Annotated in this window: 14 protein-coding genes; 9 read left to right on the top strand and 5 right to left on the bottom strand. The window is 63.6% G+C overall.

Annotated features, from left to right (window positions below):
- The first annotated feature begins 280 nt into the window (after positions 1 to 280).
- The 4 genes from P3T23_RS23760 to panD all read left to right on the top strand — a co-directional run bounded on the left by P3T23_RS23760 (position 281) and on the right by panD (position 2,842).
- Positions 281 to 466, top strand: a complete 186-nt coding sequence (locus P3T23_RS23760; protein ID WP_429318628.1) for a DUF3460 family protein — start codon at positions 281 to 283, stop codon at positions 464 to 466.
- Positions 467 to 468: 2 nt separating this feature from the next.
- Complete coding sequence (locus tag P3T23_RS23755; protein ID WP_429318563.1) at positions 469 to 1,341, top strand: segregation and condensation protein A; 873 nt, start codon at positions 469 to 471, stop codon at positions 1,339 to 1,341.
- 233 nt (positions 1,342 to 1,574) lie between these two features.
- On the top strand, positions 1,575 to 2,408 hold the full coding sequence (gene panC / locus P3T23_RS23750) for a pantoate--beta-alanine ligase (protein WP_429318562.1): 834 nt from the start codon (positions 1,575 to 1,577) through the stop codon (positions 2,406 to 2,408).
- 47 nt (positions 2,409 to 2,455) lie between these two features.
- The gene (gene panD, locus P3T23_RS23745) at positions 2,456 to 2,842 is read left to right on the top strand and encodes an aspartate 1-decarboxylase (protein ID WP_133660441.1); all 387 of its coding nucleotides are present in this window, start codon (positions 2,456 to 2,458) and stop codon (positions 2,840 to 2,842) included.
- A gap of 78 nt (positions 2,843 to 2,920) precedes the next feature.
- On the opposite strand, the gene P3T23_RS23740 is transcribed toward panD, so the two are convergent.
- Positions 2,921 to 3,550: a ParA family protein gene (locus tag P3T23_RS23740; RefSeq protein WP_133660442.1), complete on the bottom strand. Its 630-nt coding sequence runs from the start codon at positions 3,548 to 3,550 to the stop codon at positions 2,921 to 2,923.
- Between the two features lie 153 nt (positions 3,551 to 3,703).
- Here P3T23_RS23740 and P3T23_RS23735 point away from each other — a divergent pair, with 153 nt between their 5' ends.
- Entirely contained in the window at positions 3,704 to 4,123 is a 420-nt protein-coding gene (locus tag P3T23_RS23735; protein ID WP_429318561.1) for a PaaI family thioesterase, read from the top strand.
- A gap of 927 nt (positions 4,124 to 5,050) precedes the next feature.
- Here P3T23_RS23735 and P3T23_RS23730 read toward each other — a convergent pair.
- Both P3T23_RS23730 and P3T23_RS23725 read right to left on the bottom strand, forming a co-directional pair.
- Positions 5,051 to 5,467 carry a DoxX family protein gene (locus P3T23_RS23730; RefSeq protein ID WP_429318560.1) on the bottom strand — a complete coding sequence of 139 codons (417 nt, stop codon included), beginning with the start codon at positions 5,465 to 5,467 and terminating at the stop codon, positions 5,051 to 5,053.
- A 136-nt stretch (positions 5,468 to 5,603) separates the two neighbouring features.
- Positions 5,604 to 7,163, bottom strand: coding sequence for a cobyric acid synthase (locus tag P3T23_RS23725; RefSeq protein ID WP_429318559.1), 1,560 nt, complete (start codon positions 7,161 to 7,163; stop codon positions 5,604 to 5,606).
- Positions 7,164 to 7,218: 55 nt separating this feature from the next.
- Between P3T23_RS23725 and cobU the strand changes: the two genes are divergently transcribed.
- The 4 genes from cobU to P3T23_RS23705 are packed head-to-tail and all read left to right on the top strand — an operon-like array spanning position 7,219 to position 10,643.
- Positions 7,219 to 7,764 (top strand): bifunctional adenosylcobinamide kinase/adenosylcobinamide-phosphate guanylyltransferase, encoded by a 546-nt coding sequence (gene cobU, locus P3T23_RS23720; RefSeq protein WP_429318558.1) that lies wholly within the window; start codon positions 7,219 to 7,221, stop codon positions 7,762 to 7,764.
- 2 nt (positions 7,765 to 7,766) lie between these two features.
- Positions 7,767 to 8,702, top strand: a complete 936-nt coding sequence (gene cbiB / locus P3T23_RS23715; RefSeq protein ID WP_429318627.1) for an adenosylcobinamide-phosphate synthase CbiB — start codon at positions 7,767 to 7,769, stop codon at positions 8,700 to 8,702.
- Positions 8,695 to 9,723, top strand: coding sequence for a threonine-phosphate decarboxylase CobD (cobD, locus tag P3T23_RS23710; RefSeq protein WP_429318557.1), 1,029 nt, complete (start codon positions 8,695 to 8,697; stop codon positions 9,721 to 9,723). The genes cbiB and cobD overlap by 8 nt, the downstream gene beginning before the upstream one ends.
- Positions 9,720 to 10,643 (top strand): cobalamin-binding protein, encoded by a 924-nt coding sequence (locus P3T23_RS23705; protein WP_429318556.1) that lies wholly within the window; start codon positions 9,720 to 9,722, stop codon positions 10,641 to 10,643. The genes cobD and P3T23_RS23705 overlap by 4 nt, the downstream gene beginning before the upstream one ends.
- 40 nt (positions 10,644 to 10,683) lie before the next feature.
- On the opposite strand, the gene cobC is transcribed toward P3T23_RS23705, so the two are convergent.
- On the bottom strand, positions 10,684 to 11,274 hold the full coding sequence (gene cobC / locus P3T23_RS23700) for an alpha-ribazole phosphatase (protein ID WP_429318555.1): 591 nt from the start codon (positions 11,272 to 11,274) through the stop codon (positions 10,684 to 10,686).
- Entirely contained in the window at positions 11,259 to 12,017 is a 759-nt protein-coding gene (locus P3T23_RS23695; protein WP_429318554.1) for an adenosylcobinamide-GDP ribazoletransferase, read from the bottom strand. Before P3T23_RS23695 ends, cobC begins: the two co-directional genes overlap by 16 nt.
- Positions 12,018 to 12,047 lie beyond the last annotated feature (30 nt).

Genomic DNA, 12,047 nt, shown 5'->3' with positions numbered 1-12,047 from the left:
GGCACCGCGCAAACGGACCGAAGCTCGTTATTTGACCACATCGGGGCCAGATAGCCATGTCAAATATGGTGTCACGACGGCGCCGCAAAAACGCGCATGCCGCCCGGCAGCAGCCGGGCAGGCGCCTTCCCACAGGACCGCCGCGCCCGCCTTGGACGCCCCTTCCGGCATCTTGTTCCGCGTTTTTCGACCGCGCGTAAGGCTTGCGGTAAAATTGCGTTCGACATCGACGGTCGCCGCCTGCGCGGCCGCCGCACTTCTCTATCACGGACGTCGAGCCATGTACCAATCGGACATCACCCAGTTCCTGAATCAGCTGAAGCAGCAAAAGCCCAATCTGGAAGCCGAACAGCGCCGCGGCCGCTCGCTCCTGTGGGACAAGCAGCCGATCGACCTGGACGAACGCGCAACGCAACAGTCGTCGCGCGTGCAGCAGACGCCCTACGTCTATTACCAGAACTTCTGAGCGTGTCCACCGCCGACGAGGCCCGCGCCGCAAAGCAACGCCCCGACGCCGCGCTCGCTGCGCCCGCGACCGACTCGACGCCTGACACCGTCGACGGGATCGCGTTTGCGCGTCTGTACGGCGAGCCGCTGTTCAAGCTCCCGACGGACCTTTACATCCCGCCGGATGCGCTCGAAGTCTTCCTCGAAACGTTCGAAGGTCCGCTGGATCTGTTGCTGTACCTGATCCGCAAGCAGAATTTCAACGTGCTCGACATCCCGATGGCGGATGTGACCACCCAGTATCTGGGCTACGTCGAGCAGTTGCGCAAGACGAATCTCGAACTCGCCGCAGAGTATCTGCTGATGGCCGCGATGCTGATCGAGATCAAGTCGCGGATGCTGTTGCCGGTGAAGAAGCACGACACCGGCGAGGAAGCGGAAGATCCGCGCGCCGAACTCGTGCGCCGCCTGCTCGAATACGAGCAGATGAAGCTTGCCGCGCAGCGCCTCGACCAGCTGCCGCAGCTTGGCCGCGACTTCCTGCGCGCGGAAGTCTATATCGAACAAAGCATTACGCCGCGCTTCCCCGACGTGAATTCCGACGACCTGCGCGCCGCATGGGCCGACGTCATCAAGCGGGCCAAGCTGGTGCAGCATCACCGGATTTCGCGCGAGGAGCTGTCGGTGCGCGAGCACATGAGCGTCATTCTGCGGCGGCTGCAGAACGCGCGTTTCATGGAGTTCTCCGAGCTGTTCGATACGACGCGCGGCGTGCCGGTCGTCGTCGTGAATTTCATCGCGATGCTCGAACTGGCGCGCGAGACGCTGATCGAGATCACGCAGGCCGAGCCGTTCGCTCCGATCTACGTCCGTCTGGCCTATCTGCCGGCTTGACGGCCGGACCGGCGGGCGATGCGAACGCCTGCCCCGGTCTGGGATATAAGGTGGCATAGGAGAAGGTGGCATATGAGCTGGCGAAATGCCTCGTTTCGGTGCGGCGTCGTCATAAATCCACTACAATCCCGCGCTCCGAACCCGTCTTCACTGTGCCGGGGAGCGCGCCGCAAAACAGCGGGCGATTCGCCCACGCGGCGCCCTGCTCCGTGCAAGGAACCCACCGTCCGATCATGAAAGTCATCAGCTCGATCCACGAATTGCGCGACCAGTTGCGTGGTCAGAATCGCACCGCCTTCGTCCCGACGATGGGCAACCTGCACGAAGGGCATCTGTCGCTGATGCGCCTCGCGCGCCAGCATGGCGATCCGGTGGTGGCGAGCATCTTCGTCAACCGGCTCCAGTTCGGCCCGAACGAGGATTTCGACAAGTATCCGCGCACGCTCGAAGCCGACATCGAAAAGCTGCAGAAGGAAAACGTCTACGTGCTGTTCGCGCCGACCGAAAAAGATCTGTATCCGGAGCCACAGGAATACCGCGTGCACCCGCCGCACGATCTGGGCGACATCCTCGAAGGCGAATTCCGGCCGGGATTCTTCCACGGCGTGTGCACCGTCGTGATGAAGCTGATGTCGTGCGTGCAACCGCGCGTCGCCGTGTTCGGCAAGAAGGACTATCAGCAGTTGATGATCGTGCGGCAGATGTGCCACCAGTTCGCGCTGCCGACCGACATCATCGCCGCCGAAACCGTGCGCGACGCCGACGGCCTCGCGCTCAGCTCGCGCAACCGCTACCTGCAGGCGGCCGAGCGCGCCGAGGCGCCGGTGCTCGCCGCAACGCTAAACCGGGTGCGCGACGCAGTGCTGGCCGGCAACCGCGATTTCGCGAAGATTGAACAGGACGCGATGGCGTCGCTGGCCGCACGCGGCTGGCAGCCTGACTACATCGCTGTGCGCAAGCGCGTGAACCTGCTGCCGCCGACGCCGCAGGACACCGACGCCCCGCTCGTCGTCCTCGCAGCCGCGAAGCTTGGCGCAACGCGTCTCATCGACAACCTCGAAATCTGACGCCGCGCACGCAAGTGCTTCAGGGCGCCCAAGGGAAAGGAACGGCCATGCAACGCAATATGCTGAAATCGAAGATCCATCGTGCGGCAGTCACGCACTGCGAACTGCACTATGAAGGCTCGTGCGCGATCGACGAGAACCTGCTCGAAGCGGCGAACATTGTCGAAAACGAGCGCATCGATATCTGGAACATCAACAACGGCGAACGTTTTTCGACCTACGCGATCAAGGGCGAACGCGGCAGCGGCATGATTTCGCTGAACGGCTCGGCCGCGCGACGCGCGCAACTGGGCGATCTGGTGATCATCGCGGCGTTCGCGATGGTTGACGAAGCCGAGCTGAAAGCAGGCTGGAAGCCGGATCTGGTGTTCGTCGACGAAAACAACCGCATCAAGGGCAGCCGCGATCACGTGCCGACGCAAAGCTGGACCTGAGCCAGACCGGCCGCGGCCTCATCAGGCGCAGCGAAGCCAGCCGCTGCGCTTTTTTATTGCCCGACGCCGGGAGAACGCTCACGCCTTGTTGCTGGTCCAGTCGATGATGGGCTGCCACTGTTCGAGATCCTTCTCGACGCGGCTTTTCGCAACGTCCCACAACGTCAGGCCGTGCGCGGCCAGCTGCACGTAGTTCTGGGTATCGCGCAGAAAGCCCAGTACAGGCAGATCCAGCCCCTCGACGAACCGGTGCAGCTGATCCGCCGACTTCGTCCGCGCATCGACCCGCATGCCGACCACGCCGACCTCGATGGCGCCCTTCCGGACGGCCTTTTCTTTTGCCAGGCGTTCGAGAAATTCCTGCGTGGCGAGGATATCGAATATCGACGGCTGCAACGGGACGATCACCTTGTCCGCGAGATCCAGCGCGATACTGAAGCGGTTGCCGTGCAGGCCTGCCGGCGTATCGATGACCGCATGCTCCAGCCCTTTCGGCGGCCTGGCGGGGGAATCGTGATCGACCTCCCACATTTCGATGGCCGCCAGCGTGCCGGGCCGGAGCTCGAGCCAGGCGTGGGCTGACTGCTGCTTGTCCAGGTCGGCGAGCGCCACCCACTCGCCGGAGGCCGCGAAATACCCAGCCAGATTGGTCGCGAGCGTGCTTTTGCCGACGCCGCCCTTCGGGTTCGCCACTACGATTACCGTCATGAATTCTCCCGGGAAGAAGGCTGGCCGGGCCAGCCGGTTTGCCGTGCGTTACCGTCAATCCGATTCAGGCGTTGATAATATCGGCAAATCCCGCTGCATCGAAGTCTTTGGCGCCGCATTCCTTTTTCTTTTTTACCCTGGAGTTTGAACACCATGAGCACGCTTCGCCCGGAATATTCGATCGACCGCCTCCACGAGCGGCAAAAGGGCACCCTTCCTGGTCTGCTTGGATTTCGGGTGGTGTCGCTGGAGCAGGGGTCGCTGACCGGCGAGTTGACAGTGCGCGCGGAGTTGCTCGCGCCTAATGGGTTCCTGCATGCGGCTTCTGTTATCGGGCTTGCCGATACCGCATGTGGGTACGCCTGTCTGGCTCATTTGCCTGAGAAGGCTCGTAATTTCACCACGGTTGAGTTGAAGAGCAATTTTCTGGGTACCGCGACTGAAGGGGTCGTGCGGGCCGTGGCCACGGGGGTTCATCTCGGACGGAGTACCCAGGTTTGGGATGCCAGGGTTTTTGCGCCCGATGGGCGGACTATTGCGCTTTTTCGTTGTACGCAGATGGTTTTGTATTGAGGTTTTTTGTTTCTTTTATTTTTCTGTTTGTTTGCCTTTCCTTGTTTTGCTTTTGGTTTATTAGCGTCGCCCCTGTGCGGGGCGGCACCTACTTTTCTTTGTCTTGCCAAAGAAAAGTAGGCAAAAGAAAGGCGCCGAAAACTCATCTTTTCCTGATGTGTCGCTGACCGGGAATGGCAACCCGCGAAGTGTCGCCCTCGCAAGGGAAACGACATTGGTCCGACGCCAGACCGTCCCTCGCGCAGTACTTCCCGTGACAAGGCCGTCATCCATCCCACTCCGCACTGCGTGCGTCGCGGACCGGTATGCAACAGGACCGTGAGCGCGCGGCCGCGATCAGCGGGCGAAGTGTCACAGTACGACTCGACGCGGCACACCACGACTTTTGACGTGCGTCGCTCACCACAACGATTTGCCCCGCTCTCTCGCCCGAATCCGTTGTCGCCACGCGTTACGTTAGTTCCAACAAGTTTGGGTCAACGCACACGCGACGCGAGCCCGACAGCTGCCCATCCTGACAGTCCGCGTGTTCGCGATACGAAAGCGAAGATTGAAGCCGAAGGCGAAGGCGAAGCCGCGAGATGATATGCAGAAGGTGCTGTGCCGGACGGGGACGCGCGTAGCGCGGAGTCGGAGGGATGAGTCCTTTGTCACGGGCAGTACTGCGCGAGGGATGGTCTGGCGTCGGACCAAGGTCGTTTCCCTGCGAGGGCGACACTTCATGGGGTGCCATTCCCCGTCAGCGACCCATCGAGAAAAGACGCGTTTTCGACGCCTTTCTTTTGCCTACTTTTCTTTGGCAAGACAAAGAAAAGTAGGTGCCGCCCCGCACAGGGGCGACACCAATAAACCACTAACAAAACAAGGAAACGCGACAAACCAGAACAACAACTTCAGCGTCAAAAAAACCAATAAAACTCAAAAAAATCAGGCATTAGCAACCCGCAGCGCCCGAGCCGCCCCAACCGCATAATGCCCATTCCCGAGCAAAGCCTGAACAACGAGGGTAACGGCCCAAAAGGCCGGATACTCCCACCCGCCGTTGGGCGAAGCAAACCCCCAACCGTTATGCAGGTGCGCGGACATCGCGCCGAGCATGAACGGCAACAGCACAATTGCGACCCAGCGAACCTGGACACCAAAAATCAGCGCGATTCCGCCAAACAGTTCGACGAAGGCTGTCACATAGCCAAGCCAGCCGGGCAATCCGAGCGACACGAAAAAGCCCGCCGTCCCCGGCAGCGTAAAAACGAAGATCTTCTGCAGGCTGTGGGCCAGATAAAGCACACCCAGGGCAAGTCGCAGCAAGGTGGCGGCCGCATCGGCAGTACGGGTCGAGTTCATGTCAGTTCCTCAAAGGTTGAAAGGAGGACGCCTGTGCGTCATCAATGGAACGGACTTTATTCGAACCGTGACAGACGAGAAACCACCTCCGACGCTTAGATTATTTCCTCTCAGTAGTTAATCGTCAAAGCACCCTTCAACCAATCGCCGCGAACAACTTCCCCAGATCAAGGTGTTGAGCCAGCGTATCGGCAAGCCGGTCGAGCGAAGCCTCCCGCAGCGCGGAATAGTCGATCGCCTGCGCGTCATCCAGCCCCGCCCAGGCGAGCAAGGCGCCGCACGCAGCAGGTGTGTCGAACAGCCCGTGAACATACGAGGCGAGAATCTGTCCGTCGGCGGAAATCGCTCCATCCGGGCGGACACCCTCCCCTTCGTCAGCCGCCAGCTGCAGGGCGGCCCGCTCGAGCGCCGGTCCTTCGGTCTCACCCATGTGGATCTCATAACCTGACACCGCTGCCGGATCCGGAAGCGTCAGGTATCCCGACACGTTTTTTAGCGTCTTGGCCTGCGTCAGCGTCGTCGAAAAATCGAGCCATCCCAAGCCGGCGACCACCTTCCCCGGCGCGCCCTCGACACCATAAGGGTCCGCAATCTCCTGCCCGAGCATCTGCATGCCGCCGCAAATGCCGATCACGCGGCCGCCATAGCGCAGATGGCGTCGCAGCGCGTCTTCCCAGCCTTGCGCCCGCAGCCACGCGAGGTCCGCCTGCACATTCTTCGAGCCCGGCAGGATCACGAGGTCGGCCGGCGGCGGCACAACGCCCGCGCGCACGTAGCTGAAATCGACCTGCGGATGCGCACGCAACGCATCGAAATCCGTGTGGTTGCTGATGTGCGGCAACGCCGGCACGACGACGCGCAGCGTCCGCGCCACATCGCCGGCATGGGTGGAGTGCGGGTCGCGTGGCAGCATATCTTCGGCGTCGAGCGTCAGGCCGTGCAGATACGGCACGACGCCCAGCACCGGCTTGCCGGTCTTTGCTTCGAGCCAGTCGAGCCCAGGCTTCAGCAGACTGATATCGCCGCGAAAGCGGTTGATGATGAAACCCCGCACGCGCGCCTGCTCGCTCTCCGACAGACACGCCAGTGTGCCGGTCAGGTGCGCGAACACGCCGCCACGGTCGATATCGGCGACCAGTACGACCGGGCAATCCACGGCTTCCGCAAAACCCATGTTGGCGATGTCGCGCTCGCGCAGATTCACTTCGGCGGGACTGCCCGCGCCTTCGACAAAGATGGTGTCGAAGGCGGCCTGCAGACGCGCGTAAGACTCCAGCACCGCCTCGAACGCGACCGGCTTGTAGTCGTGATACGCCCGCGCATCGAGATTCATGCGCGCCTTGCCGTGAATGATCAGCTGCGCGCCGCGGTCGCTCGTCGGCTTGAGCAGCACGGGATTCAGATCGGTATGCGCGGCGATGCCCGCGGCGACCGCCTGCAAGGCCTGCGCGCGGCCGATCTCGCCGCCATCGACCGTCACCGCGCTGTTGAGCGCCATGTTCTGGGGCTTGAACGGCGCGACTCGTACCCCCGCGCGACGGGCAAGCCGGCACAGCCCGGCGACGAGCGTGCTCTTGCCGGCATCGGACGTGGTGCCCTGGATCATCAGCGTGCCGCGCGGCACGTGCATGGCGTCGAGTGGGGAGGAAGTCGTCACGGAAAAGGCGCAGAAAGGCGGCAGAGGCGAAGGCGGCATTATCCCTCGCGCGCTACATCAAGGTATACGCGGGGACAGCCGGTACAATCACGCGATGATTCCACGCGACCTCACCTTCGTTCTCGGCGGCGCCCGCTCGGGCAAGAGCGCGCACGCTGAACAACTCGCCAGCGACAGTGCCTGTCCCGTCACCTACATTGCGACCGCACGGGTCGCGGATGAGGAATTCGCGCAGCGCGTCGCCCATCATCGGGAACGGCGTCCGGCACACTGGAATCTGCTCGAAGCTCCCGTCGATCTGGCGGGCGCCGTCACGTCAGTCGATGCGCCCGGCCACTGCATCCTGATCGACTGCCTGACGCTCTGGCTCGCCAACCTGCTCTGCCCGCCCGATAACGCCCCGCTCGCCGACGACCCGCACGCACACATGCTCGCGTTCGAGGCGGCGCTGGTGTCGGCGAAGGGCAGGATCATCGTGGTCAGCAATGAGATCGGCCTCGGCGTCGTGCCGCTCGGCGCGGCGACGCGTCTCTATGTCGACGAAATCGGGCGGCTGAACCAGCGCGTGGCTGCCCTGAGCACGCAGGTCACGATGATGATCGCGGGCCTGCCGCTGTCGCTGAAAACGGCGGGCCATTGACGATGCTGTCGCTGCCGCTCATCGCAACGCTCGCGACGGCTTCGGTCGCCGTCGATCGCTGGCTTGGCGAGCCGCGCACGGCGCATCCGCTCGTCGGCTTCGGCAAGCTCGCAAGCCGTATCGAGGCGCGCCTGAATACCGGTGTGCGCGCACGTCTGATGGGCATCGTCGCGTGGCTGCTGGCAGTCGCGCCGCCTGTGCTGATTGCCGCGTGGCTCGTCGCCGTACTGCCGTTCGGATACGCCTGCGCCGTGCATGTCGCGCTGCTGTGGTTCGCGCTCGGTGCCCGCAGTCTGCACGACCATATCGCGCCGATTGCGCGCGCGCTTCTAAAACGTGATCTCGCAGAGGCACGCTTGCTGACGTCGCGGATCGTATCGCGCGAAACAGCGCATGCGGACGAAGGCGCGTTATCGCGCGCCGCCGTCGAATCCGCGCTGGAAAACGGCAACGACGCGATCTTCGGCGCGCTCTTCTGGTTCGCGATTCTGGGCGGCCCGGGTGCACTCGCGTTCCGGCTCGCCAACACGCTCGACGCGATGTGGGGTTACCGCACACCGCGCTATCTGCGCTTCGGCTGGGCGGCCGCGCGCTTCGACGACGTGCTCAACTGGATTCCGGCACGCCTCACGGCGGCGAGCTATGCGGTGCTCGGCGATACCCGCGCCGCGCTGCAATGCTGGCGCGAACAGGCGCATCGCTGGGACAGTCCGAATGCCGGCCCGGTGATGGCTTCAGGCGCGGGCAGTCTGAACGTACAGATCGGCGGACCCGCCGTGTATCACGGCGCAATCGAGCAACGCCCGACGCTCGGCATGGGTCGCACAGCCAGTGCGCAACACGTGACGGCGGCGCTGGTTCTGGTGGAACGGAGCGTCGTTCTCTGGCTCGCCGTGCTGATCGTGCTGGCGCTTCTGAGCGTACCGTTCCATGGCTGAAGCAATCGCGCACGGCGGAAACCTGCACGAAGCGGCGCGACGCTACGGCATTCCGTACGGTGAATGGCTCGACCTGTCGACAGGGATCAATCCGCACGGCTATCCCGTGCCCCCGGTTCCCGCCGAAGCATGGCGACGGCTGCCGGACGAAGGCGACGGTTACGCCGCCTGCGCCGCACACTACTATGGCGCGCCGGACGCCGCACATGTGCTTCCTGTATCCGGCAGCCAGGCGGCGATCCGCATGCTGCCGACACTGTTGCCGCGCGGGGTCGTCGGTATTGCGCCGCTCACCTATGGCGAATATGCGCCGGCGTTCCGGCGTGCCGGTCATCGGGTCGCCGCGCTCGACGTATCGAGCGCGACGTTGCCCGATGAAATGACGCACGCGGTCGTCGTCAATCCAAACAATCCGACTGCGCAACACGTCCCGGCTGCAACACTGCTTCAGTGGCATGCCCAATTATCGGCGCGGGGTGGCTCGCTGGTCGTCGACGAGGCATTTGCTGATGCGATGCCATCGGCGTCGCTTGCGAACCGGACCGATCGCGTGGGACTGATCGTCTTCCGCTCGCCGGGAAAATTTTTCGGGCTTGCCGGCGTGCGCGCGGGTTTCGTGCTGGCTACGCCCACGTTGCTCGCTGGCCTGCGTGATGCGCTTGGTGCGTGGACCGTCAGCGGTCCGGCGCGGCATGCGGTGAGCGCCGCCTTCGGTGATATCGAATGGCAGCGCGATATGCGCACGCAACTCGAAGCGCAAAGCGCGCGTCTCGCTGCGCTGCTCGGTGCGCAAGGGTTGTCGCTGCATCGCACGCCACTCTTCGCATGGACCTGCGATGCGCGCGCTCAAGCCCTGCATCATGCGCTCGCGCGACGTGGCATCTGGACGCGCTTCTTTGCAGAGCCTGCCAGTGTGCGCTTTGGACTGCCCGGCGCCGATGCGGAATGGGCACGTCTTGAGCATGCTCTCGCCGTGAGCATGCGCGAAATCGCTGCCACTCCTCGTTTCGACAACCGATGATCCGCCGACTGCCGCGCGTTGCCTTCGCGATCTTCGCTGGCCTGTTCGCCTACGCACCGTCGGCGCACGCCACGACGATCAGCGTCACCGACGACTCTGGCGCCACCGTCACGCTCGCTGCTCCGGCACAGCGCGTCATCAGCCTTGCGCCGCATGTCACCGAAATGCTCTATGCGGCAGGAGGCGGAGCGAAACTCGTCGGTGCGGTCACCTATAGCGACTATCCGCCTGAAGCAAAACAGATTCCGCGCGTCGGCGACAACAAGGCGCTCGACCTTGAACGCATCGTCGCGCTCAAACCCGATCTGATCGTCGTGTGGCGTCACGGCAATGCGCAGCGGCAGCTCGACCGTCTGCGCGAGCTGCATATTCCGCTCTTCTTCAGCGAGCCGCATCGTCTCGACGATGTCGCCGTCACACTGACGAAGCTGGGTGCCCTGCTTGGCACATCGCAGACCGCGGATGCCGCGGCCAACGCCTATCGAGCCGACATTGCACAGCTGCGCGCGCGCTATGCGGCGCGGCCGCCCGTCAGCGTGTTCTACCAGGTGTGGGATCAGCCGCTGATGACGCTCAACGGCGAGCACATGATCAGCGACGTGATCGCGTTGTGCGGCGGCCGCAACGTCTTCGCGAAACTGGAGCCGCTCGCGCCCACCGTCTCAACCGAAGCCGTGCTCGCGGCGAATCCGGAGGTGATAGTGACCGCGTCGCGAGGGGCTACCGCACCCGACACGCAATTGCCGCAGCTCGACAAATGGCGCGCGTGGCCAGGCCTCGCGGCAGTGGCGCACAACAACCTCTTTGCGATCGATGGTGACCTGATCAGCCGCCCCGCTCCGCGTATTGCGCAGGGTGCGGCGCTGCTGTGTCGGGATCTGGAGACGGCGCGCTCAAGAAGAACGGGTTCAGGACAGTAAGCCCCGAGCACTCGAATTCGCGCTACAAGACGACGCGGCCTCAAGCATTCCAGCGTACGAGCGCCCACTGCCCGGCCGCATCGCCGCCTCGCAGCCATGCCACACCGGCGAAGTCGATCGACCAGGACAGACAACGGTCAAGCGGGATCCCTAGCGCGATCGATGCCAGCACGCGAATGACCCCCGCGTGCGTGACGACGTGCACGCATGCGTCATCAGTCTGCGCCTGCATGTCATCGAACCATTCCTGCACTCGTGCGCTGAACTGGGCAACGCTCTCGCCGCCATGTGCGCGGGCGTGCTGAAGATCGGCAGCCCATTCGTCGAGCAACGCGCGGTCGATTGAGTCCCAGCGTTGCTGTTCCCACGCGCCGAAATCCATCTCCTGCAGACGCGGGTCCACGCGCCACTGACAACCGCAATAAGCTGCCCACGATTCAGCCACCGACGCGCAGCGTCCAAGCGGACTGGTCAGCGTAACGTCGGGGGCCGGTACTTCGAGCTGCGCAAAGCGACTCGCCAGTGCTGAGACACAGGCCTGCGGTTCGCCTGCAAGCGGTACATCGCTGCGACCATAGCAAACGCCGGCCTCGACCGCGACCGCCGGATGACGGATCAGAACGAGATCCATGCAAGCCCCGTCAGATAGATCGCAAGTTCGAAGACCTGCTGTGCAAAGCCGAGGCAATCGCCGGTGTAGCCGCCGATGCGCCGCACGAAATAGCGCGCGAGGGCGAGGCGAAGTGCGATCAGCACGACAAGCGTGGCGCAGCCCGCGCGCCAGTCTGGCCAGAAAAGCCATGGCAGTCCGAACACGGCAGCGAGCGCTAACGCACCCGGCGTCATGCGCTGCGCAACGGGCCTGGCCTTGCCTTCGGGCCGCACGTAATCGAGCGTCGCCAGATAGCTGATCGCGCAGGCGCGGCTCGCCGTGTGCGCCGCCATCATCAGCCACGCAGCGCGCAGTGGCGGCAGCGAAGCTAGCGTCTGCCATTTCAACGCGAGCGCAACCACGAGCGCAATGGCACCGAACGCACCGATGCGCGAGTCATGCATGATGCGCAGCACGTCGTCGCGCGTATAGCCGCCACCAAATGCGTCGCAGCAGTCTGCGAGACCATCCTCGTGAAACGCGCCGGTCAATAGCAGCGTCGCAGCCATCGACAGCAACACGGCCACGCCCGCCGGAAACACGCGCAACGCCGCGAGATAAACGAGCGAGCCAACCCCGCCCACCAGCGCGCCGACGAGTGGAAAATACCGCGCCGCCGCGTTGAGATAGTGCGGTTCATAGCCGACCCAGCGCGGCACCGGTACCCGTGTGAAATAGCCCAGCGCAGTAAAGAAATAACGCAGTTCGGCAAGCGGATTCATGATGGCGCGGCCTCTACATCCGTATGCGAT

The sequence above is a fragment of the Paraburkholderia sp. GAS448 genome (assembly GCF_050435685.1).
In the GTDB taxonomy this organism is placed as follows: Bacteria; Pseudomonadota; Gammaproteobacteria; order Burkholderiales; family Burkholderiaceae; genus Paraburkholderia.
The sequence above is the reverse complement of the archived record's forward strand: the minus strand, read 5'-3'. Positions and strand labels throughout refer to the sequence as shown.

What these genes read in the sequence shown, in the direction of transcription:
- P3T23_RS23760 (WP_429318628.1), top strand. Translation starts at nt 281, where the DNA reads ATGTACCAATCGGACATCACCCAGTTCCTGAATCAGCTGAAGCAGCAA.
- panC (WP_429318562.1), top strand. Translation starts at nt 1,575, where the DNA reads ATGAAAGTCATCAGCTCGATCCACGAATTGCGCGACCAGTTGCGTGGT.
- panD (WP_133660441.1), top strand. Translation starts at nt 2,456, where the DNA reads ATGCAACGCAATATGCTGAAATCGAAGATCCATCGTGCGGCAGTCACG.
- P3T23_RS23740 (WP_133660442.1), bottom strand. Translation starts at nt 3,550, where the DNA reads ATGACGGTAATCGTAGTGGCGAACCCGAAGGGCGGCGTCGGCAAAAGC.
- P3T23_RS23735 (WP_429318561.1), top strand. Translation starts at nt 3,704, where the DNA reads ATGAGCACGCTTCGCCCGGAATATTCGATCGACCGCCTCCACGAGCGG.
- P3T23_RS23730 (WP_429318560.1), bottom strand. Translation starts at nt 5,467, where the DNA reads ATGAACTCGACCCGTACTGCCGATGCGGCCGCCACCTTGCTGCGACTT.
- P3T23_RS23725 (WP_429318559.1), bottom strand. Translation starts at nt 7,163, where the DNA reads ATGCCGCCTTCGCCTCTGCCGCCTTTCTGCGCCTTTTCCGTGACGACT.
- cobU (WP_429318558.1), top strand. Translation starts at nt 7,219, where the DNA reads ATGATTCCACGCGACCTCACCTTCGTTCTCGGCGGCGCCCGCTCGGGC.
- cbiB (WP_429318627.1), top strand. Translation starts at nt 7,767, where the DNA reads ATGCTGTCGCTGCCGCTCATCGCAACGCTCGCGACGGCTTCGGTCGCC.
- cobD (WP_429318557.1), top strand. Translation starts at nt 8,695, where the DNA reads ATGGCTGAAGCAATCGCGCACGGCGGAAACCTGCACGAAGCGGCGCGA.
- P3T23_RS23705 (WP_429318556.1), top strand. Translation starts at nt 9,720, where the DNA reads ATGATCCGCCGACTGCCGCGCGTTGCCTTCGCGATCTTCGCTGGCCTG.
- cobC (WP_429318555.1), bottom strand. Translation starts at nt 11,274, where the DNA reads ATGGATCTCGTTCTGATCCGTCATCCGGCGGTCGCGGTCGAGGCCGGC.
- P3T23_RS23695 (WP_429318554.1), bottom strand. Translation starts at nt 12,017, where the DNA reads ATGAATCCGCTTGCCGAACTGCGTTATTTCTTTACTGCGCTGGGCTAT.